The organism is Pseudomonas sp. 273, from assembly GCF_029201425.1.
GTDB lineage: Bacteria > Pseudomonadota > Gammaproteobacteria > Pseudomonadales > Pseudomonadaceae > Pseudomonas > Pseudomonas delhiensis.
This window is the reverse complement of record NZ_CP116775.1, coordinates 3964884-3986285: the sequence shown is the minus strand read 5'-3', so window position 1 is coordinate 3986285 and position 21402 is coordinate 3964884. Positions and strand designations below refer to the sequence as shown.

General features: G+C 70.1%; 18 protein-coding genes and 2 pseudogenes. 7 read left to right on the top strand and 13 right to left on the bottom strand.

What is annotated here, in order from left to right; genetic code table 11:
- Positions 1-545: 545 nt before the first annotated feature.
- Positions 546-1708, top strand: a pseudogene (gene nosP / locus PKO50_RS18150) (nitric oxide-sensing protein NosP).
- Positions 1638-4265, top strand: a complete 2628-nt coding sequence (gene nahK / locus PKO50_RS18145) for a hybrid sensor histidine kinase/response regulator NahK/ErcS' (protein WP_275626822.1) — start codon at positions 1638-1640, stop codon at positions 4263-4265. The pseudogene nosP and the gene nahK overlap by 71 nt, the downstream one beginning before the upstream one ends.
- A 915-nt stretch (positions 4266-5180) precedes the next feature.
- Here the strand turns inward: nahK and PKO50_RS18140 are convergent.
- From PKO50_RS18140 to PKO50_RS18110, 7 genes and pseudogenes are all read right to left on the bottom strand, one after another.
- Positions 5181-6041 (bottom strand): DMT family transporter, encoded by an 861-nt coding sequence (locus PKO50_RS18140; RefSeq protein ID WP_109936002.1) that lies wholly within the window; start codon positions 6039-6041, stop codon positions 5181-5183.
- A 9-nt stretch (positions 6042-6050) separates the two neighbouring features.
- Complete coding sequence (gene agmR, locus PKO50_RS18135) at positions 6051-6716, bottom strand: response regulator AgmR (RefSeq protein WP_058070436.1); 666 nt, start codon at positions 6714-6716, stop codon at positions 6051-6053.
- 52 nt (positions 6717-6768) lie between these two features.
- Positions 6769-7305 carry a PQQ-dependent catabolism-associated CXXCW motif protein gene (locus tag PKO50_RS18130; protein ID WP_275626821.1) on the bottom strand — a complete coding sequence of 179 codons (537 nt, stop codon included), beginning with the start codon at positions 7303-7305 and terminating at the stop codon, positions 6769-6771.
- Positions 7306-7409: 104 nt separating this feature from the next.
- Entirely contained in the window at positions 7410-8228 is an 819-nt protein-coding gene (locus PKO50_RS18125) for an ABC transporter permease (protein WP_275626820.1), read from the bottom strand.
- On the bottom strand, positions 8225-8956 hold the full coding sequence (locus PKO50_RS18120) for an ABC transporter ATP-binding protein (RefSeq protein WP_275626819.1): 732 nt from the start codon (positions 8954-8956) through the stop codon (positions 8225-8227). The genes PKO50_RS18125 and PKO50_RS18120 overlap by 4 nt, the downstream gene beginning before the upstream one ends.
- Positions 8953-9924 carry a YVTN family beta-propeller repeat protein gene (locus PKO50_RS18115; protein WP_275626818.1) on the bottom strand — a complete coding sequence of 324 codons (972 nt, stop codon included), beginning with the start codon at positions 9922-9924 and terminating at the stop codon, positions 8953-8955. Before PKO50_RS18115 ends, PKO50_RS18120 begins: the two co-directional genes overlap by 4 nt.
- Before the next feature lie 43 nt (positions 9925-9967).
- Positions 9968-11169 (bottom strand): annotated as a pseudogene (locus tag PKO50_RS18110) (ABC transporter substrate-binding protein).
- Between the two features lie 158 nt (positions 11170-11327).
- On the opposite strand from PKO50_RS18110, the gene PKO50_RS18105 reads away from it, so the two are divergent.
- The 5 genes from PKO50_RS18105 (at position 11328) to hemN (ending at position 15750) form a co-directional block, all read left to right on the top strand.
- Positions 11328-11468 carry a hypothetical protein gene (locus PKO50_RS18105; RefSeq protein WP_167364804.1) on the top strand — a complete coding sequence of 47 codons (141 nt, stop codon included), beginning with the start codon at positions 11328-11330 and terminating at the stop codon, positions 11466-11468.
- A gap of 9 nt (positions 11469-11477) precedes the next feature.
- On the top strand, positions 11478-12728 hold the full coding sequence (locus PKO50_RS18100; protein WP_275626817.1) for an ATP-binding protein: 1251 nt from the start codon (positions 11478-11480) through the stop codon (positions 12726-12728).
- A 13-nt stretch (positions 12729-12741) separates the two neighbouring features.
- Positions 12742-13398: a response regulator transcription factor gene (locus PKO50_RS18095; protein WP_089392283.1), complete on the top strand. Its 657-nt coding sequence runs from the start codon at positions 12742-12744 to the stop codon at positions 13396-13398.
- 376 nt (positions 13399-13774) lie between these two features.
- Complete coding sequence (locus PKO50_RS18090) at positions 13775-14062, top strand: HigA family addiction module antitoxin (RefSeq protein ID WP_089392284.1); 288 nt, start codon at positions 13775-13777, stop codon at positions 14060-14062.
- Positions 14063-14364: 302 nt separating this feature from the next.
- Positions 14365-15750 carry an oxygen-independent coproporphyrinogen III oxidase gene (hemN, locus tag PKO50_RS18085; RefSeq protein WP_109933718.1) on the top strand — a complete coding sequence of 462 codons (1386 nt, stop codon included), beginning with the start codon at positions 14365-14367 and terminating at the stop codon, positions 15748-15750.
- A gap of 453 nt (positions 15751-16203) precedes the next feature.
- On the opposite strand, the gene PKO50_RS18080 is transcribed toward hemN, so the two are convergent.
- The 6 genes from PKO50_RS18080 to PKO50_RS18055 are packed head-to-tail and all read right to left on the bottom strand — an operon-like array spanning position 16204 to position 21398.
- On the bottom strand, positions 16204-16827 hold the full coding sequence (locus PKO50_RS18080; RefSeq protein WP_109933717.1) for a hypothetical protein: 624 nt from the start codon (positions 16825-16827) through the stop codon (positions 16204-16206).
- A gap of 4 nt (positions 16828-16831) precedes the next feature.
- The gene (locus PKO50_RS18075) at positions 16832-17458 is read right to left on the bottom strand and encodes a hypothetical protein (protein WP_275626816.1); all 627 of its coding nucleotides are present in this window, start codon (positions 17456-17458) and stop codon (positions 16832-16834) included.
- A complete protein-coding gene (locus tag PKO50_RS18070) occupies positions 17455-18231 on the bottom strand; it encodes an ABC transporter ATP-binding protein (protein ID WP_275626815.1) in 777 nt (258 codons plus the stop codon). The genes PKO50_RS18075 and PKO50_RS18070 overlap by 4 nt, the downstream gene beginning before the upstream one ends.
- A complete protein-coding gene (locus tag PKO50_RS18065; RefSeq protein WP_109933714.1) occupies positions 18224-19240 on the bottom strand; it encodes an iron ABC transporter permease in 1017 nt (338 codons plus the stop codon). The genes PKO50_RS18070 and PKO50_RS18065 overlap by 8 nt, the downstream gene beginning before the upstream one ends.
- Positions 19237-20304 (bottom strand): ABC transporter substrate-binding protein, encoded by a 1068-nt coding sequence (locus PKO50_RS18060; protein WP_109933713.1) that lies wholly within the window; start codon positions 20302-20304, stop codon positions 19237-19239. Before PKO50_RS18060 ends, PKO50_RS18065 begins: the two co-directional genes overlap by 4 nt.
- A complete protein-coding gene (locus PKO50_RS18055) occupies positions 20304-21398 on the bottom strand; it encodes a TonB-dependent receptor (RefSeq protein WP_275626814.1) in 1095 nt (364 codons plus the stop codon). Before PKO50_RS18055 ends, PKO50_RS18060 begins: the two co-directional genes overlap by 1 nt.
- Positions 21399-21402: the final 4 nt, after the last annotated feature.

The window sequence follows — 21402 nt, the reverse complement described above, 5'->3', positions numbered from 1 at the left end:
TTGGCAGCAATTGGGCGGGGCGACGGTGACGTCGGCCCGCCGTTTTTTTTGCAGGCAGGGCGGGCGGGGTCCATCCACGGCCTTCTGCGCGCGGCGGGCCATCGCGGACGGAGTCCGCTCCTACGCCAGTGCTTCCCGGAACCGTAGGAGCAACTGTCTTGCCGGCTGCGCCGATGTGCTCTTCGTAGGAGCGAGCTTGCTCGCGAATAAGCCCCGCAGCGGAGCCTGTTCGCGAGCAAGCTCGCTCCTACGAGAAGCAGTGCCCCCGGCAGGGTAGGGGACTCCGTCCGCGATTCGGCGGATAACGCCGTAGGTGTTATGCGCCCTACGAAACTGAAGGGAGAGGGCTGCGGACTCCAACCCCCGCTCCGCAGCTGAACCTGACTCCGCTGTTCGCTGTACCGCGAATCGCGCGCAGGGCGCGTTCCTGCGAATGACACGGAGCTACGCCTTTCGGAGGTCCCCGCCAGCACCCAAGTAGCATGGGGCCGCGCCGGGCGCCTTCGTAGAATGCTCGCGAGGTCAACCGGCGTTGAGGCAGGCGTATGCAGGAAGGGCAGGGGGAAGGCGTGGTCAGGGGCATGTCCAGTGCCCGCGACGCGGAGGCGGTGGCCCAGGACCTGGCGCGCCAGCTGATCCACCCGCACCTGGGCTTCGTGCTGTTCTTCTGTTCCGCCGAGCACGACCTGCCGGCCCTGGCCGCCGCCCTGGAGCAGTACTTCGGCGGCATCGAGCTGGTCGGCTGCACCACCGCCGGCGAGATCACCCCCAGGGCTACGGCCGCGGCTGCGTCAGCGCGGTGGGCTTCGACGTGCGCAGCTTCGCCGTGGCCAGCGCGCTGATCGACGAGATGGAGCGCTTCAGCCTGATCGACGCGCAGCAGCTGGTGGAGGCCCTGGTGGCCGACTGCCGCAGCAGCGAGCTGGCGCCGATCAAGGACCACAGCTTCGCCCTGACCCTTCTCGACGGCCTGTCCAGCCGTGAGGAGGTGGTGCTGGCGGCGCTCAGCGCGGCGCTCGGCGCCATCCCGCACTTCGGCGGCTCGGCCGGCGACGACAACCACCTCACCCACACCCACGTCTACTACCAGGGCCAGTTCCACACCGGTGCGGCGGTGGTGCTGCTGTTCAACACCTGGCTCGACTTCGAGGTGTTCACCACCCACCACGTGGTGCCGCGCGGCGAGAAGCTGGTGGTGACCCGCGCCGACAGCGCCAGCCGCCGGGTGCTGGAACTCAATGCCGAGCCGGCGGCCCTGGAGTACGCCCGGCTGGTCGGCGTGGAGCCCCAGGCGCTGAGCTTCGAGCTGTTCTCCCGCCACCCGCTGGCGGTGCGCATCAAGGACCAGTACTACGTGCGCTCCATCCAGCAGGTCAACGACGACTTCAGCCTGACCTTCTACTGCGCGGTGGAGAACGGCATCGTCCTCACCGCCATGAGCACCGGGCCCCTGCTGCCCAACCTGCGGGCGCAGTTCGCGCGCCTGCACGAACGCCTCGGCCCGCCGCTGCTGACCATCGGCTGCGACTGCTTCCTGCGCCGCCTGGAGCTGGAAGTGGCGGGCGACACCGCAGCCACCGCCGAGTTTCTCCGCCACCAGCAGGTGATCGGCTTCAACACCTACGGAGAGCAATTCAATGGCATGCACATCAACCAGACCTTCACCGGTGTCGCCATTGGCCGTCCCCGTGGCGGCGCAGCCGGCTGAGCTGCAGGCGCGCATCGAGGCGCTCGAGCGCGACAAGCTCAAGCTGCAGCGCATCAACACCGCGCTGATCGAGCGCATCGAGTCCAGCGCCTCGCCCGGCGACGGCGCCTACGGGGCTTTCCAGCACTCGGTGGTGCTGGCCGAGCAGGTGCGTGAACGCACCGACGCGCTGAGCCAGGCCATGGCCGAGCTGAAGTCCAGCAACCAGCTGCTCAGCGATGCCCGCCTGCGCGCCGAGACCGCCCACCAGCACCTGCTGGACGCCATCGAGAGCATTTCCGACGCCTTCGTGCTGTTCGACCCGCAGCAGCGCATCGTGCTGTTCAACGAACGCTTCCGCGCGCTCTGGGCGCCCACCCGCGCGCGCCTGGGCGCCGGCACCCGGCTGAGCGAAGTGCGCCGCCTGGCGCAGAGCAGCGGGCTGATCGTCGAGGAGCAGCGCAGCAGCGACGACGAACACACCCTCTACCGCCTGCGCAACGACCGCTGGGTGCGCATGAGCGAACGGCCGACCCGCGACGGCGGCCTGGTGGTGCTCTACACCGATATCACCGAGATCAAGCTCAGCGAGACCGCGCGCCGCGAACAGGCGGTGGCGCAGAAGTCGCACCTGCTGCAGCGCGCCGTGGACAACCTGTCCCAGGGCGTGGCCATGGTCGGCGCCGAGGGCACGCTGGAGCTGTGGAACCGGCGCTTCCTGGAGCTCTGCGGGCTGGCGCCGATCGGCGCGCACCGGCCCTTCGCCGACGTCATGGGCGAGAGCGGCCTGCCGCTGCTCACCCCGCGCAGCCGCGACGCTTCCGGCGCGCCCCTGGCGGCCCTGGAGCAGCGCCTGTTCGACGGCCGCATGCTGGAGATCCGCACCCATGCGCTGCCCACCGGCGGCTTCGTCAACACCTTCACCGACATCACCGAGCGCTACCGCCACGCCGAGGCGCTGCGCGAGAGCGAACGCTGGATCCGCCTGATCACCGACCAGGTGCCGGCGCTGATCGCCTACCTCAGCGCCGACCTCAACTACGAATTCACCAACAAGGTCTACGAGCAGTGGTACCGCTGGCCCAGCGGCTCGATGCTCGGGCGCAACCTGCGCGACGTGCACAGCGCCGAGCACTGCCAGCGCCTGGAGCCCTACTTCGAGCGGGCGCTGTCGGGCGAGAGCGTGACCTTCGAGATCGCCGAGACCAACCTCGCCGGGCAGGAGCGCTACATGCAGCGTTCCTACGTGCCCAACCGCCAGGCCGACGGCCAGGTCGCCGGGCTCTTCGTGCTGATCCGTGACATCACCGAGCGCCGCCGCACCGCCGAGGCCCTGCACCAGGCCTACCAGAACCTGGAACAGCGGGTGCGCGAGCGCACCGCCGAGCTGACCAGCCTGAACGACCAGCTCAAGCGCGAGATCGACGAGCGCAGCCAGGTCGAGGCGCGCCTGCGCGAGGCCAAGCGCGAGGCCGAACAGGCCAACCTGTCGAAGACCAAGTTCCTCGCCGCCGTCAGCCACGACCTGCTGCAGCCGCTGAACGCCGCGCGGCTGTTCACCAGCGCCCTGCAGGAGCGCGGCGGCGACGGCCTGGTGCGCAACATCAGCCACTCGCTGGAGGACGTGGAGAACCTGCTGGGCACCCTGGTGGACATCTCCAAGCTCGACGCCGGGGTGATCAAGCCGGACATCGCGCCCTTCGAGGTCAGCGAACTGCTCGGCAACCTCGCCGCCGAATACCGCCAGGTGGCCGCCAGCGAGGGCCTGCGCCTGGACTACGTGGCCTGCGGCGCCCAGGTGCGCAGCGACATGCAACTGCTGGCGCGGATCCTGCGCAACCTGCTGTCCAACGCCATCCGCTACACCCCCAGCGGGCGCGTGCTGCTGGGCTGCCGACGGCGCCGGCAGAGCCTGTGGATCGAGGTCTGGGACACCGGCATGGGCATCCCCGCCGACAAGCTCGGCGAGATCTTCCAGGAGTTCAAGCGCGGCGACACCCAGCGCTCCAACCAGGACCGCGGCCTGGGCCTGGGGCTGGCGATCGTCGAGAAGATCGCACGCATGCTCGGCCACCGCATCCAGGTCGGCTCGGTGCCCGGCAAGGGCTCGCGCTTCGCCGTCGAGGTGCCCCTGGCCCGCCGCGTGGCCCGCACCCGGCCGGAGCCGGCGCAGCAGGCCGAGCATCTGGTGGAACGCCTGCGCGGCTCGCGAGTGTGGGTGCTGGACAACGACGCGGCCATCTGCGCCGGCATGCGCACGCTGCTGGAGGCCTGGGGCTGCCGGGTGGTCACGGCGCTATCGGAAGAGGACCTGGCGCGCCAGGTGGACAACTTCCACGCCGAGTCCGACCTGCTGATCGTCGACTACCACCTGGACGACGGCTGCAACGGCGTGGACGCGGTGGCCTCGATCAACGCCCGCCGCGGCACGCCGCTGCCGGCGCTGATGATCACCGCCAACTACAGCAACGAACTCAAGCAGCAGGTGCGCGAGCTGGGCCATACGCTGATGCACAAGCCGGTCAGGCCGATGAAGCTGAAGACGGCGTTGTGCCATTTGATGGACAGGGCTGGCTGAGGCTGGCGCTGTACCTGTAGGAGCGGGCCCTGCCCGCGATTTTCGCGCGCAGGGCGCGCTCCTACATGGGAATGGTGGGTGGGTCGGGTAGGGCGGATAACCGTTCGCGGTTATCCACCGGCCGTGGTGGCGAAGGTTCGGCTTCGGTGCCGGGTTTGGGTCCGCAACCCTCTCCCCAGCCCTCTCCCTGAAGGGAGAGGGGGCTATCCGTGCCGCCGGTGGTTTTCGTGCCACCCGGCAACACCGACGTGGCCGGCGAGCGCCGAAATCACACTTCACTCCGAACGGTCCCCTCTCCCTTCAGGGAGAGGGTTAGGGAGAGGGAGCGAGGGTGGGTTTGGCAGTGGAGTAGCAGGTTGTGGTGGTCGCGTAATAACGGATCAGGTTCGACTTTGGCGCAGGGGTTGGGTCCGCGACCCTCTCCCCAGCCCTCTCCCTGAAGGGAGAGGGGGCTATCCGTGCCGCCGGTGGTTTTCGTGCCACCCGGCAACACCGGCGTGGCCGGCGAGCGCCGAAATCACACTTCACGCCGAACGGTCCCCTCTCCCTTCAGGGAGAGGGTTAGGGAGAGGGAGCGAGGGTGGGTTTGGCAGTGGAGTAGCAGGTTGTGGTGGTCGCGTAATAACGGATCAGGTTCGACTTTGGCGCAGGGGTTGGGTCCGCGACCCTCTCCCCAGCCCTCGGCTGCGCGCCCCGCCCTGAAGGGAGAGGGGGCTATCCGTGCCGCCGATGGTTTTCGTGCCACCCGGCAACACCGACGTGGCCGGCGAGCGCCGAAATCACACTTCACTCCGAACGGTCCCCTCTCCCTTCAGGGAGAGGGTTAGGGAGAGGGAACGGAGGTTGGTTCAGCAGCGGAGTCACCGGGAGGCCGGTTCGCGAGCAAGCTCGCTCCTACGAAAAGCCAACCAGTGTTCAGGCCCGCTGCACAGCCGGCGCGCGAACCTTGGCGCGCAGGATCAGCGCAATCCCGCCCAGCACCGCACAAGACACCAGCAACAACCGCACCCCGATATGCTCCCCCAGCACCAGCGCCCCGGACAACGCCGCCAGCACCGGCACGCTCAACTGCACCGAAGCCGCCTGGATCGCCGACAACCCCGGCAGCGCCGCATACCAGATGGCATAGCCAATCCCCGAAGCCAGCGCCCCGGACAGCACCGCGTAGACGACCCCAGGCACATCCGCGCGCAACTGGCCATGGAACACCAGGGCCAGCACGGCCGCGAAGGCTATTGCGCGGACGAAGTTGCCAGTAGTCACCGCCAGCGGATCGCCCGCGTTGCGGCCCAGCAGCGAGTACAGGCCCCAGGCCACGCCCGACAGCAGCATCAGCAGGGCGCCGGCCAGGGGCGGTGCGCCGGCGCCGGGCAGCAGTTGCACCAGCAGGCCGCCCAGGGCCAGGCCGAAGCCCAGCAGGGCCTGGCCGGCCAGGCGTTCGCCGCGCAGCAGGCCGACCACCAGCATGGTCACCTGCACCGCGCCGAACAGCAGCAGCGCGCCGGTGCCGGCGTCCAGTTGCACGTAGGCATAGGAGAAGGCCGCGGCGTAGGTGAACAGCGCCGCCGCCGCCCGCCAGTTGCCGCGGGCCTGGCCGGCCCGGCCGCGCAGGCGCAGCAGCAGGCCGAGCATCAGCGCGCCGGAGAGGATGCGCACGCCGGTGAAGCTCACCGCGTCGAGCTGGGTGGCCTTGAGCGCCAGGCGGCAGAGCAGCGAGTTGCCGGCGAACGCCAGCATGGCCAGGGCGGTCAGGAGCAGGGTGCGCGAAGCGGGCATGGGCGCTCCCTAGCGGCGCAGGTAGGCGGCGAAGTCGATGTCGCCGGCGCTGAGGATGGCCTGCACCCGGTTGTGCACCTTGAGCTTGCGCAGGATGGCCGAGACGTGGGCCTTCACCGTGGTCTCGGCGATCTCCAGGTTGTAGGCGATCTGCTTGTTCGACTCGCCCTTGGTCATGCGCTCCAGCACCAGCAGCTGCTTGCGCGTCAGCGCCTGAAGCAGTTCCGGGGGGATGCCGTGCTCCTCGTGGCCGCTGCGCCGCGGCGAGGCCTTCTGGGTGCGGATGATGTCCGAGGGCAGGTAGACGTTGCCGTTGAGGATCTGCTCGATGGCCTCGGTCATCTGCGCCCGCGGCGAGGATTTGGTGATGAAGCCCACCGCGCCGTAGGTGATGGCCTGCAGCACCACCTGCTTGTCCTGCTCGGCGGAGACGATCACCACCGGGATGGTCGGCGCCTCGTTGCGCAGGTTCATCAGGCCGCTCAGGCCGTGCATGCCGGGCATGTTCAGGTCGAGCAGGATCAGGTCCAGGTCGTCGTGTTCCTGGGTCAGGCCCAGGGCGCTGTCCAGGTCGGCGGTCTCCATCACTTCGCTGCCGGGGAAGCCGTCGGCGATGACGTTGTGGATGGCCTCGCGGAACAGCGGGTGATCGTCGGCGATCAGGATCTTGTACATGGCCTACACCTCGTTGTTGTCGTTATGGCGGCGGCTAGCCGTTGGGTTGCGCTCAGGGGAAGGGCCGTGGCTGGGCGTCCTGCAGGGGCAGGCCGGCCTGTTCCCAGGCGTCCACCCCGTCACGGTACCAGTAGAGGTTGGAATAGCCCAGCGCGTGGGCGCGCCTGACCGCGTTCCAGCTCGCCCAGCAGTCCGAGCGGCAGTAGAACACCAGCGGGCGCGTCGGGTCGCCCTCGCTGAGTTGCCGCAGGTTCTCGCGGAAGTAGGCCAGCCAGGGCGCGCTCAGCACGCCGTCGCCGGTGTTGGCCAGCCACAGGCTGCCGGGCAGGTTGCGGTGCGCTTCGTTGGCCACGAACTGGCCGTTGAGCCAGGTGCGGCGGTACACGTCCACCAGGCGCGTACGCGGCTCGCGCTCGAGCAGCGCGCGCAGGGTGGCGGTGTCCAGGGTGGTGGCATGGTCGGCGCTGGCCGGGGTCGGGCTGCGGTACTGGCTGGTGCGGTAGCCGTCGCTGGAGAACAGCGCTTCGTCCGCATGGGCCAGCGGCAGGCCCAGCAATGCGCAGAGCAGGGCAGGGGCTAGGCGAGGCATGGTGGCATCTCGATATTTATTCTTCTGCCCGCCATTACATGCCAGGGGCGCTGCTTTGGAAATTCGACGTCCGGAGGGTTGATCCAGTACCAAAGTAGGAGATTTCACCCCTTGCGCAGCGCCGCGTGCTGCGGGTTGAAGGTGAGCACCGCCAGGCCCGCGAACAGCAGCGTCAGCCCCAGGCACACCGCCAGCGCCAGCGGGTTCAGCCGTTCGTACAGGGCGAAGCGCACCAGTTCCACCGCATGGCTGAAGGGGTTGAGCGCGCACAGCCAGTACAGGCCCACGCTGGCCTCGCGCATCTTCCACAGCGGGTACAGCGCCGAGGACAGGAAGAACAGCGGGAAGATCACGAAGTTCATCACCCCGGCGAAGTTCTCCAGTTGGCGGATGGCGTTGGACAGCAGCAGGCCCAGGGCGCTCAGCAGCAGGGCCGCCAGCAGCAGCGCCGGCAGCGCCGCCAGCAGCCCCCAGGCCGGCGGCTGCACGCCGTAGAGCCAGGCGATGGCGAGGAAGGCGTACACCTGCAGCAGCGACACCAGCGCCGTGGCCAGCAGCTTGCCGGCCAGCAGGAAGGCGCGCGGCAGCGGGCTGGTGAGCAGCACGCGCATGCTGCCCATCTCGCGGTCGTAGACCATCGACAGCGAGCCCTGCATGCCGTTGAACAGCAGGATCATGCAGCACAGCCCGGGGACTATGTACGTCTCGTAGGTGACGTAGGTGTCGTAGGGCTCGATGATCGAGATGCCCAGCGCGGCGCGAAAGCCCGCGGCGAACACCAGCAGCCACAGCAGCGGGCGCACCAGGGCGCTGAGGAAGCGCGAGCGCTGCAGCACGAAGCGCAGCCACTCGCGCACCACGATGCCGCGCAGGCACTGCCAGTAGGCGGCCGGGCCGAAGCCGATGGCGTCGTAGGCTCTCATGCGCAGGCCTCCAGGCGGGTGAGGCGGGCGAAGGCGCGGGGCAGGTCGCCGCCGTCGGCGGCGCTGACCTGGGCCGCTTCGCCCTGGGCCACCAGGCGGCCGCGGTCGAGCACCAGCAGGCGGTCGTCGCCGCGCACCTCGTCCAGCAGGTGGGTGGTCCACAGCACCGCCAGGCCCTCGTCGCGGCACAGCTGGCGCACGTGTTCGTTCAGCCCCTGGCGCGCCGCCGGGTCCAGCCCCACGCTGGCCTCGTCGAGCAGCAGCAGGCGCGGGCGGTGCAGCAGCGCGCGGGCGATCTCTACGCGGCGGCGGTGGCCGCCGTTGAGGGTACGCACCTTGTCGCGGCGGCGTTCCTGCAGTTGTTGGCGCGCCAGCTCCAGCTCGATGCGCTCGGCCGCCAGGGCCCGCGGCAGGCCGTGCAGGGCGGCGTGGTAGCGCAGGTTCTGCTCCACGCTCAGGTCCAGGTCCAGGGTGCTCTGCTGGAACACCACGCCCAGCTGGCGCAGGGCCAGGCGCGGCTGGCGGGCCAGGCTGCAGCCGCATACCTCGATCTCGCCCTGTTGCAGGTCGTACAGGCGCGTGAGCAGGGCGACCAGCGTCGACTTGCCGGCGCCGTTGGGCCCCAGCAGGGCGGTGAAGCGTCCGGCCGGCAGGGCGAAGTCGATGCCCTCCAGCGCCTGGCGCGCGCCATAGGCGAAGCCCACGCCGGCCACCCGCAGGGCGTTCATGGCGTCACCACCACGCCCCAGGGGTAGCGCCCGACCTTGATCGAGCGGGTCACCTTGAGGTCCTTCACGTCGATCACCGAGACGTCGCCGCTGACGCCATTGGTGGCCAGCAGCAGGCTCTCGTCCGGGTTGAACGCCAGGTGCCAGACGCGGCGGCCCACCAGCAGGTAGTCGAGCACCTCGAAGGTCTTGGCATCCACTACCGCCACGTGGTTGGCCGGGCCCAGGGCGACGAAGGCGTACCTGCCGTCGCTGGTCAGCTTCACGCCCACCGGCTGGATCTTGTCCGGGTGCACGCCCTTGATGGCGAAGCGCAGGCTCTTGAGGATCTTGCGGCTGGCCACGTCCACCACGCTGACGCTGCCGCCGATCTCCGCCGACACCCAGACCTGGCTGCCGTCCTTGTTGAACTCCGCGTGGCGCGGGCGCTGGTCCACCAGGGTGCTGTCCACCAGCTTCTGCGTGGCGGTGTCGATCCAGTGCAGCATGTTGGTGGTCTCGCTGGTGTTCACCGCCCACTTGCCGTCGGGGCTCACCGCCATGCCCTCGGGCTCCACGCCCACGTCGATCTGGCCGAGCACCTGGGCGGTCTGGGTGTCCACCACGGTCACCAGCGCGTCGTCCTCGTTGGAAACGTACAGCCAGCGGTCGTTGGGGTGCAGGGCGAACTGCTCGGGGTCGGCGCCGGAGGGCAGCTGCTTGACGATCTTGCCGCTGGCCAGGTCCATCACCTGCACGGTGTCGGAGTCGCTCGCGCAGATGTACAGCAGCTTGTTGTCGTGGGACAGCGCTAGGCCGCGCGGGCGCTTGCCGGTGTCCAGGGTGCCGGTCACGGTCATGCTGTCCAGGTCGATGACGCTGATGTTGTTGTCCTTCTCGTTGGACACGTAGGCCTTGGCGGCGAAGGCCGGCGACGCCAGGCTCAGCGCGGCGGCCAGCAGGGAAGGGGCCAGGGTGGCTGGGAACATGGCAGGTCGGAAAAGGGTGGCTCGGAACATGGGGTGTCTCCAGTCAGGGCTTGGCGTCGGCGAGGTGGCAGCGGCTTTCCGGGGCATCCAGGCCGAGGCTGTCGAGTTCGCTTTCGGGGTGCAGGAAGCCTTCCTGCGGCGAGGTGCTGACCAGCGCGCGCGGCTGCACCAGGGGATGGGCTGGCGCAGCTGGCCGTCCCAGGGGCGGTAGCTGAGCCGGTAGCCCTTGAAGCCGTCCAGCGGCAGGTCCGGCGACAGCGCCAGGGCGCGGATGGCCATGGGTTCGGCGCTGCGCAGGCGCGTCACGGCGCTGGCTACGCTGCGCACGGCGACCCAGGCGGCGAAATCGCGGTCGTTCATCCAGCGCCTGGCGTGTTCCTCGAAGCGCTTCTGCAGCTGCGCCGCGCCGAAGGTCTCCACCGTCTTGTGCCAGCCCGTGGCCACCAGGCCCTGGGTGCCGGCCACCGGGCGCGGCAGCCAGGTGTTGTAGGGCACGTACTCGCCGAAGTCGCCGTGCTCGTCGGCCACCAGCACCGCGTCGTAGTCGTCGGCCTGGGTGAACAGCGGCATGTCGGCCTGGGCGCTGCGGCGCTGATCGTTGGCGAAGGTGAAGGCCTTCTCCTCGACGATCTTCGCCCCGAAGCGCCTGGCCGAGCGGCGCAGGGCGGCGGCGTAGGCCTGGTCCTCGGGGCGCTGGCCGACCACCAGTAGCCAGCGCGTCCACTTGCGCAGCACCAGGAACTGGGTGAGGGCGTCGGTCAGCATCAGCCGGCTGGGCAGGGTGTGCAGCACATTGGCCGGGCACTGGTCGGCGCGCAGGTCGTCGTCGGCGGCGCCGGCGTTGAACAGCAGGCTGTCCGGCAGCGCGGCGGCCAGCTGGCGCAGGCTGTCGGCCGGGGCGTTGACCACGAACAGGCGCAGGCCGTCGTCGTGCAGCTTGCGCGCCTCGGCCAGCAGCTGCTGCGCATCGGCGCTGGTGGCCGTGACCAGGCTGTAGCGGTGCTTGAGGAAGCGCCCGGTGGTATTGCTGTCGTCAATGGCCAGCTCCGCGCCGCGCAGGCCGGCGTCGGTGGGCTCGGGGATGACGTTCGACAGCAGCGGGCCGGGGTCGGGCGTGTAGCCGAGGTAGGCGATGCGCACCTGCAGCTCGGCCGGGGCCTCCTCGGCACGCACGTCCAGGCAGAGCAGGGCGGCGCAGGCGACCGCCAGCAGGTAGGCCACGCCGTGCAGGGCGAACTGGCGCATGGGCGACTCCATTGTTGTTGTGTCGCCAGCATAGGAACGCGCCAGGGGCCGGGAAATATGCAGAAAGTACCGCCGGGGCAGTACCAAGGTAGTAGATCGCCGCCCGCGGCCGCGTCCTAGCATGGCCCTACAACAACAAAGACAACGGGAGCCGAGCCATGCGTATCGCCGTCACCCTGGTACTGCCCATCCTGCTGATCCTCAGCCTGCTGGGCTTCGACTTCATGTACAGCCTGCACACCCGCCCCGGCGTGCCCACCGTCTGCATCGCCGGCCAGCCCTGCCGCGTGGGGCCGTAAGGTTCGTCCATGTCGGCGCTGTGGCGGATCAACCTGCTGGTCGGGCTGTTCTTCGCCCTGGTGGCCGCGCTGTGCGTGGCCGTGCTGCTGCACCAGGGCGACGAGGACGTGCGCCGCGAGCTGGACGCCGCCCGCGCGGTGGTGGAATACCTGCGCGAGGCGGCCCTGCGCAACCCGGCCAGCCTCGACCAGAGCCTGACCGGCGGCCTGCGCCACGTGCGCGTGCACTGGCTCGACCAGCCGCCGCCGGCGCCCCGCGGCTGGCTGGACGAATGGCTGGCGGCGCGCCTGTACCCGGACGTGTACCGTGCCGAGCCACTGCAACTGGCCGACGGCCGCCGCGTGCAGCTGAGCGTGGACCCGCGCGACGAGATCGACGAGGTCCGCGACTCCCTGGTGCAGTTGCTGGCGCTGTTCGGCGTGGCCCTGGCGGTCAGCCTGCTGGCCATCCGCTGGGCGGTGCATGGCGGGCTGCGGGTGGTGGAGCAGCTGCAGGCCGCGTTCGGCGAGATCGCCCAGGGCCGCCTGCAGGTGCGCCTGCCCGGCCATTCGCTGCCGGAGGCGCAGCGCCTGGCCGGGCGCTTCAACGGCATGGCCGAGGCCCTGGAGCGCGCCTGCCAGGAAAACGCCGAGCTGACCCGCTCGCTGCTGGCCGTGCAGGAGCGCGAGCGCCAGGAACTGGCCCAGGCCCTGCACGACGACATCGGCCAGTACCTGGCCGGCATCCGCGCGCAACTCTTCCTGCTGCACAGCCTCCACGACCAACCCGCCGCGCAACCCACCCTGGAACGCATGGACCAGCACTGCCGCGGCCTCAACGACAGCTTCCGGGCGCTGATCCGCGACCTCTACCCGGTGGTGCTGGAACACCTGGCCCTGGACGAAGCGGTGCGCGCCTACGTCGAGGACTGGCAGGCCAGCCAGGGCATCGCCTGCACCCTGTACCTGGCCGAGCGTCTGCCGGTCCTGAACGACGCCGCCAAAGCGCACCTGTACCGCCTGCTGCAGGAAGCCCTGACCAACGTCGCCCGCCACGCCGGCGCCAGCCGCGTGTGGGTACGCCTGCAAGCGCGCGGCGGCTACCTGTACCTGGGCGTGCGCGACGACGGCCGCGGCAGCGACGGCCCGCCACGCGCCGGCATCGGCCTGCGCTCCATGCGCGAGCGCGCCCGCTGCCTGGGCGGCGAGCTGCAACTGCGCAGCCAGCCCGGCCTGGGCCTGGCGCTGCGCCTGCGGGTGCCGCTGCCGGCAGCGGCATGAGAGGAGAAAAGCGATGAAGATCCTGCTGGTGGACGACCATTTCGTGGTGCGCGAAGGCATAGCCGCCCTGCTGCGCGGCCTGCTGCCGGAAGCGGAAGTGCTGGAGGCGGCCGACGGCGAGGAAGCGCTGCAGGCGGTGCAGCGGGAAATCCCCGCGCTGGTCATCCTCGACATCGGCCTGCCGGGCATCAGCGGCCTGGAGGTCACCCGCCGCCTGCGCCAGCGCCTGCCGCAACTGCGCGTGCTGTTCTTCAGCATGCACGACGAACTGCCCCTGGTCCGCCAGGCCCTGGACGCCGGCGCCGCCGGCTACGTGACCAAGGGCGCGGCCCCGGCGGTGCTGCTGGAAGCGGTGCGCCGGGTGCTGGCCGGCCAGCTCTACATCGAGCAACCCCTGGCCACCCGCCTGGCCTGCCAGCCCCGCGGCCTGGAACAGGGCGACCCGCGCCTGCACGGCCTGACCCGCCGCGAATTCGAAATCTTCGTCATGCTCGCCCGCGGCCTGCCGGTACGCCAGGTGGCCGAACACCTGTGCGTGAGCGCCAAGACCGTGTCCAACCATGTGACGCTGCTGAAGCAGAAGCTGCAGGTCAGTTCCCACGCGGAGCTGGTGCACCTGGCGATCGACAGCGGGGTATTGCGCGTGAGCGGCGAGGCGCTGGCCGGGTAGGGCGGCCCGCCTGCCTGCGATTCGCGGGCAGGGGGACGGAGGGCGAATAACCGTTCGCGGTTGTCCGCCGCCGGCCGCGCCACCGGGGCGTCCGGCGTGGCCGGTGAATCCGATCGCGGACGGAGTCCGCTTGTACGCCGACACCGCTGTCCCACCTGTAGGAGCGCGCCCTGCGCGCGATTCGCGGGCAGGGCCCGCTCCTACGGCTGCATGGGCAACGCCACCGCAGGATGGCGTGGAGCGAAGCGATACCCATCTTCTCCCACGCATAACCAGCCCTGCGCCATTGGGTTTTCTATCTGCCTGTTGATCGGTGTGATGTATTGCATCACGCTTCGTCGACTATCTTGATTACCACTGAACAGGAGGGGCGCCCATGGTCATGTTCAATCCACCACATCCTGGCGAAACCCTGCGCGAAGACGTGCTGCCGGCACTTGCCATCAGCGTCACCGAACTGGCCCGCCGCCTGGGCTTCGCACGTGAAACCCTGTCGCGCGTCCTGCACGGCCGCGCACCCATCAGCCCGGACCTGGCCGTGCGCCTGGAGCTGGCCGGCATAGGCACGGCGCGGACCTGGCTCGGCGTGCAGGCCGACTATGACATCTGGCAGGCCAGGCACCGCGAGCAGCCACATATCGAGCGCTTCGCCGATATCGCCTGAAGCTCGAAAGCCCTGCCGCGATGCGGGGCTTTCCATTTCTGCAGCGTCCGGCGCGCGACCTCGCAGGATAGCGTGGAGCGAAGCGATACCCATCGCCATGGTCCATGGGTTTCGCCAGTGGCATCCGTCACCTCGTCGAGGCCCCGGGCGCCTGCCATCCTGGAAAGGCCTATCCTGAACGGACGAAACCGCCGTGCGCGCCTGAGCGGTTCTTGATCCCACTCAGGAGCAACGCAGCCGGTCGGGTGTATCGTTGCCCGCGAAGCCCGCCGCAACGGACGGCGAGCCAGAGGAGCCGTGTCATGCCTGAGTCGATGAGTTTCAACCGCGCCCTGGTGGAGAAGTACGACCGCCCGGGGCCGCGCTATACGTCCTATCCCACCGCGCCGCAGTTCCATGGCGCCTTCGCCGCCGACGACTACCGCGCGGCGGCTCGGCGCAGCAACCAGGCACCGGCCAAGCCGCTCTCGGTGTACATCCACATCCCGTTCTGCAAGAGCCTCTGCTACTACTGCGCCTGCAACAAGATCATCACCCAGAAGACCCACCGCGCCGTCGAGTACCTGGCCTACCTCAAGCGCGAGATCGCCATGCAGGCGGCGCTGTTCGACGGCCAGCGCAAGCTCACCCAGCTGCACCTGGGCGGCGGTACGCCGACCTACCTGACCAGCGAGCAGCTGGCCGAGCTGATGGACTGCCTGCGCGAGCATTTCAACCTCGACGAGAGCGACAACCACGAGTTCTCCATCGAGGTCGACCCGCGCACCATCAGCCGCGAGCGCATCGCCGAGCTGCGCGCCCAGGGCTTCAACCGCCTGAGCTTCGGCGTGCAGGACTTCGACGGGAAGGTCCAGGCCGCGGTCAACCGCGTGCAGAGCGAGCAGCAGATCTTCGACCTCGTCCAGGCCGCCCGCGAGGCGCGCTTCAAGTCGGTGTCCGTGGACCTGATCTACGGCCTGCCGCTGCAGACGGTGGAGAGCTTCGATACCACGCTGGGCAAGATAGTCGCGCTGCGCCCCGACCGCATCGCCGCCTACAGCTACGCCCACCTGCCCGAGCGGGTGCGCGCCCAGCGCCTGATCCGCCGCGAGGACATGCCGCCGCCCGAGCGCAAGCTGGAACTGCTGGAGCTGACCATCGGCCGGCTGACCGGGGAGGGCTACGCCTACATCGGCATGGACCACTTCGCCCTGCCCGACGACGAGCTGACCGTGGCCCGCGCCAAGGGCACGCTGCAACGCAACTTCCAGGGCTACTCGACCCACGCCGATTGCGACCTGATCGCGCTGGGCGTGTCGTCCATCAGCAAGGTCGACGACACCTACGGGCAGAACGTGAAGGAACTCTCCCAGTACTACGCCCGCCTCGACGAAGGCCTGCTGCCGGTGCACAAGGGCTACCGCCTGAGCGACGACGACCGCCTGCGCCGCGAGGTGATAGGCGAGCTGATGTGCCACGGCCGGGTCGACTACGCACCGCTGGAGGCACGCCACGGCATCCGCTTCACCGAGTACTTCGAGGACTCGCTGCGGCAGTTGCGGGAGCAGGTCGACGACGGGCTGGTGGAACTGCATGACGACGGGCTGCTGTTGCTGCCCCAGGGCCAGCTGATGATGCGCAGCGTGGCGATGGCCTTCGACGCCTACCTGGGCGGCGAGCAGCGGGAGCGCTTCTCGCGGACCATTTGAGGTCGCCGAAGGTCGATTCCGGCGTGGCGATGGGTGAGGCGGCGGATAACCGCGAACGGTTATTCGCCCTACGGGTGGGCCTGGTGTAGGGCGAATAACGCTCCGCGTTATCCGCCGTTTGACCTTGGCCGCATTCCGCTCGGTGCCGGGCACGGAGCCGCCGTCGGAGCTGCGCCAGGCTCAACCACGGCGTTGCCGACAAGGAAGGTGAGGCGGCGGATAACCGCGAACGGTCATGCGCCCTACGGTGGGGCCTGGCGTAGGGCGAATAACGCTCCGCGTTATCCGCCGTTTGACCTTGGCCGCATTCCGCTCGGTGCCGGGCACGGAGCCGCCGTCGGAGCCGCGCCAGGCTCAACCACGGCGTTGCCGACAAGGAAGGTGAGGCGGCGGATAACCGCGAACGGTTATGCGCCCTACGGGGGCCTGGCGTAGGGCGAATAACGTTCCGCGTTATCCGCCGTTTGACCTAACCCTGGCCCCTGCCTTCAGCCACGGCAGGAACCCATGCAGGAAGCGCGTGGTAGCCGGCATGAAATAGCTGCCATGGTGGTAGCACGGATCCAGGGTGGAGACGATCATCCGCCCTGGCGTGGTGACGCTGTCGTCGTAGAGCACCGAGCCGCCGTCCACGGTATTCACCAGGGAGATCGCGCCTTCCGGCGGCTGCAGTTCGCCGTGGCGGTGCCAGGTGGCGGCGGCCAGGTCGAGGTGGGCGAACAGGCCGTGGTCGGCCGCGCCCAGGCGCAGGCCGGAGTCGGCGCCGGGCTCCAGCCACCACCAGAAGTTGGTTTCGCAGGGGCGCCAGCGTACGCCTTGCAGCCAGAGGTCGGCGCGGCTTTCGCCCAGGGCCACCACCAGTTTGCCGGCGGCGAGGAAGGCGGCGATGGTGTCTTGCGCGGCCATCAGGTCCTCGGGGTTCTGCCGGCTGGCGACGTAGAGACAGTCGATGTCGTCGAGGTCGGCGCCGGGTAGTTCCGGGGCGTAGAGGTTGCGGTCGAAGTAGGCGTGCAACTGCGGGTCGTTGTAGGTGGCGTGGTGGTAGTAGGTGCCACCGTCGACGAAGGCGATTCGCATGCTTTCACTCCTGTTCCGCGTAGGTGACGGCGGGCGCGCCGGCGCGCACCCAGTCCAGCAGCTGCGGGGCGATGCGCGCCGCGCTGGTGTCGTCGTTGATGTACATCCAGAGGTTGTTGCCGCTGTGCATGAACACCTGCCCGCCATCCGGCCGCTGCCATACCCAGTCGATGGGCGAGCCGTCGGCGCGCAGGCGGTGCAGCACCACGGCGCCGGGCGGCGGCGGGTTGGCGCCGCGGGCGTAGAAGCCGGCGACGCCGCGGCGGTAGCTGAGGTCGTGGCAGTCCACGCCGTCGAACACCGGGTGCGGGTTCACGCGCTCCACTTCCAGCTCCTTCACGCCGCGCCGAGGCGCCACGACGAAGTCCGCCAGGCCGTCGAAGATCGGGTAGACCAGGTGGCCGTTGAACACCAGGGTGCCGCCGGCGTCCAGGTGGCGCCGCAGGGCGTCGCGGTGGGTGAGCAGGGCGCGCTGGTCGACGTGGCCCTCGACGAGGATGGCGCTGCGCCCGGCGAAGTGCTCGTCGCTCATCTGGCGCAGCGACAGGGAGTCGATGCCCAGCGCTTCCAGGCGCGCGACGAAGGCCGGCAGTTCATGGGAGACGGCACGGATGTGGAGGATGCTGCTCATGGCTGTTCACGGTTCTCCTGAGGGAGTTGGGAAAAGATCGGGACCGCCGTGCCGCTCTGCGGCAGCTCGTCCAGGCGGACCCGGCGTACGGGTATGCGGTACAGGCGCGACAAGGCCGCTTCATCCATCACCTGCGCCGGCTCGCCGAAGGCGTGGGCGCCTTCGCTGAACAGCAGCAGGGCATGGCTGGCGAATTCCAGCGCGTGTTGCGGGGCGTGGGTGCTGAACACCAGGGTGATGCCGGCGCCGGCCAGTTCCGCCAGCAGGCGCAGGGTCAGGGCCTGGTTGTGCCAGTCCATGGCCGCGGTGGGTTCGTCCAGCAGCAGGATGTCGGCCTCGGCGGCCAGGGCGCGGGCCAGCAGCACCAGCTGGCGCTCGCCGCCGGACAGCGAGGCGAAGGCGCGCTCGGCCAGGTGCGCCGCTTCCACCCGCTCCAGGGCGCGGCGGGCGGCGGCATAGTCGTCGCGGCCGGCGGCGCGTAGCAGGGAGATGCCGGCGGAGCGCCCGAGCAGGACCATCTCCAGGGCGGTCATCGGCAGCGCCGGGTGCACTTCCTGGGGCACGAAGCCCAGGCGGCCGTGGCGTTCCACCCGGCCGCGGCTGGGCGCCAGGCTGCCGGCCAGTATCTTCAGCAGGGTGGACTTGCCGGCGCCGTTGCCGCCCAGCAGCGCGCAGAGGGCGCCGCGCGGCAGCGCCAGGTCGAGGCCACGCAGCAGCGGACGGCTGTCGTAGGCGTGGTGCAGGTCGTGGCAACGCAGGGCGGCTTCAGCCATGCAGTGTCCCTCCCAGGCGGCGGATGAGGAAGGCGAACAGTGGGGCGCCGAGCAGCGCGGTCAGCACGCCCAGGGGCACTTCCAGCTGGGTCAGGGTGCGCGCCAGGGTGTCGACCAGGATCAGGTAGGTGGCGCCGGCCAGCGCGGTGTTGAGCAGGAAGCCGCGGTGGTCGCTGCCGCAGCCCATGCGCACCAGGTGCGGCACCACCAGGCCGACCCAGCCGACCACGCCGCATACCGCCACGCTGGAGGCGGCGATCACGCCGACGGCGAGCAGGGCCAGCAGGCGCACGCGCTGCACCGGCACGCCGAGGCTGCGCGCGTCGCTGTCGCCGACCGACAGCGCCATCAGGTGGAAGCGCAGGCCATAGAGCAGGGCCAGGCCCAGGCCGATGCAGGGCAGGGCGATCAGCAGCTTGCCGGTGTCGGCCGCGGACAGGCTGCCCATCAGCCAGAAGACGATGGCCGGCAGCTGGTTCTGCGGGTCGGCCACCAGCTTGATCAGCGACACGCCGGAGGCGAACACGGCGCTGACCACGATGCCGGCCAGCACCAGCAGCACGGTGCTGCTGCCACGGCTGCCGCGCCCGCCGGCCAGCCAGTAGACCGCCAGCAGCGCCAGCAGGCCCCAGACCAGCGCGCCGGTGACCACCGGCCAGCCGTCGCCGGCGAGCAGGAAGGCCAGCACGCCGCCAAAGGCCGCGCCGGAGGACACGCCGAGCAGCTGCGGCTCGGCCAGCGGGTTGCGGAATAGCGCCTGCAGCGCCGCCCCGGCCCCGGCCAGGCCGGCGCCGACCACCGCCGCCAGCAGCACCCGCGGCAGGCGCACGCCTTCCACCACGCGTTGCTGCATGGCGTTCCAGTCGCCTTCGCCGAACAGCGGGGCGAAGAGGATGCGCAGCACCGTCCAGGGCTCGATGGCATAGCGCCCGGCGCCCAGGGCGAGCACCGCGGCCAGCAGCAGGGCGACCAGCAACAGCGGCGTGGCCAGGCGTTGGCGCAGGCTCATCGGGCCTCCCCGGCGAACAGCGCGCGGTAGTGGGCGCTGTCGCCGTTGCCGGCGAGCTTGAGCAGGTCGTCGAGGTCGGCCGGGCCCATGGCATAGCCGTAGAGCAACTGGTAGGCCTCGGTGATGCGCTGGCGCAGGCCGGGTTCGGCCCGTTCGGGGTGGAACAGGCTGGCCAGCCAGTCCAGCGCCAGGGGCGTTTCCTGGCTCGGCGGGTCCCAGCGGAAGCCGCCGTGGGGGTAGCTGTAGACGCGCCGCTCGCGCACCGCGGCCAGGCCGGCCAGGCGGCTGTCGCCGTACAGCTCGGCCGGCGCCAGGCCCGGCTCGAAGTTGTTCAGCAGCACCACCTGCGGGTCCCACACCAGCAGTTGCTCGACGTCCACCGGGGCGAAGCCGGGCACGCCGGCGGCGACGTTGCTGCCCCCGGCCAGGCGGATGTCGCCGTCCATGCTGGTGCCGGCGCCGGCGGCGATCAGCCCCGAGCGCGTGCGCTGCAGGTAGAGCACCCGCGGCCGCTGCGCCGCGGGGATGGTGGAGGTGCGCGTGGCGATGGCCTGGCTACGCGCCTCGAACCACTGCGCCAGGCGCTCGCCGCGCTCCGGCTTGCCGAGGGCGGCGCCGACCAGGCGCAGCCAGCCGGCGGCCAGCGCGCTGTCGCCGTAGCGCAGGGTGATCACCGGGATGCCCAGGGCGCTGATCGGCCGGACGATGTCGTCGCCGCGGTCGCCCCACTGGAACACCAGGTCGGCGCCGGTGGCGGCCAGCGCCTCGACGTTGGGCACGAAGCCTTCGCCGGCTACCTGCGAGGGCACCTGCTGCGCCTGTGGGTACATGCGCCCGAGCAGGCCGTGCTCGAAGTCGGCGCGGCTGGCCGAGTTCATCCCGGCCAGGCGTTGCGGGCCGCCGTCCACGGCCATGATCATCGACGCCAGCGGGATGGGGATGGCCACCAGGTGCTCGACCCGCGCCGGCAGCTCCACGCTGCGGCCGCTCTGGTCGACGACCTGGGCGGCCAGCGCCGGGACGGCGCCGAGCAGGGCCAGCAGCAATGCGATGGGGCGCCGCATCAGTAGTCCACCGACAGCTTGACCACCAGGGCGCGGCCCGGCTCCACCAGCGGGTTGCCCACCAGGTCGTTGGGGTAGGCGAGGTTCTCGGCCACCGTGGGGTTGCGGCCCACGCGGTCGAACAGGTTCTCCACCCCGCCCATCAGCTTCCAGTCCTGCCAGCCGTTGCCGAGCACGCGGTCCAGGTCGATGCCGGCGTACAGGTCGACCATGGCGTAGCTGGAGGTCTCGCGCTCCTGCTTCTCGTCGATGTGGTGCTTGCCCTGGTAGGCGCGCACCACGCCCTCGCCGTACCAGTGGCCGGTGTCGTAGCGCAGCTTGAGGTTGCCGGTGAGCGGGGCGATGTAGGGCAGGTCCTGGTCGGTCTTGTCGTCGCGGCCGCGGGTCAGGGTGGCGGCGTAGCCCAGGCTCCAGCGCTCGGCCAGCTGCGTCCGGCCGTCCAGCTCCAGGCCGCGGATGGTGGCCTTGGCCACGTTCTGCCGCTGGTAGAGGGTGGAATCCAGGCGCACCAGGCTGATCAGGTCCTTGTACTTGCTCTGGTAGGCGGTGAGGTTCAGCTGGCTGTGCTCGCCGTACCAGCGCACGCCGGCCTCGGCGGTGACGTTGGTTTCCGGGTCGAGGTCGGGGGAGGGCAGGGTCGGCTGGGTGCCGGCGGTGCTGGAGATGGTCAGATCGTTGCCCGAGGGCGCACGGAAGCCGCGGCTGAGGTTGCCCACCAGGTGCCAGGCCGGGGTCAGCCGGTACACCGCGCCGAGGCTGCCGGTGACCGCATAGTGGCGCTGGTCGGTGTTGCCGCGGTAGGCGTTGGCCAGGCTCGCGGCCTCGCCGGCGAAGGTGTCGCCGATGTCCACGTTGACCATGTCGCCGCGTAGCGCGCCGGTGAACGACCAGCGTTCGTCGAAGCGCCAGTCGTCGTTGACGAACAGGCCCAGGTTGGTCGACTCGGAATCGCGCTCCATCTGGTTCCAGCCGCTGTCGGAGAGCAGCGCGCCGGTGCTGCGGTTGTAGCGCCGGGCATTGTTCTCGCGGCCGTCGAAGCGCTCGTTGAAGAAATCGCCGCCGTAGCTGAGGTTGTGCTCGCCCAACTGCTTCATGGCG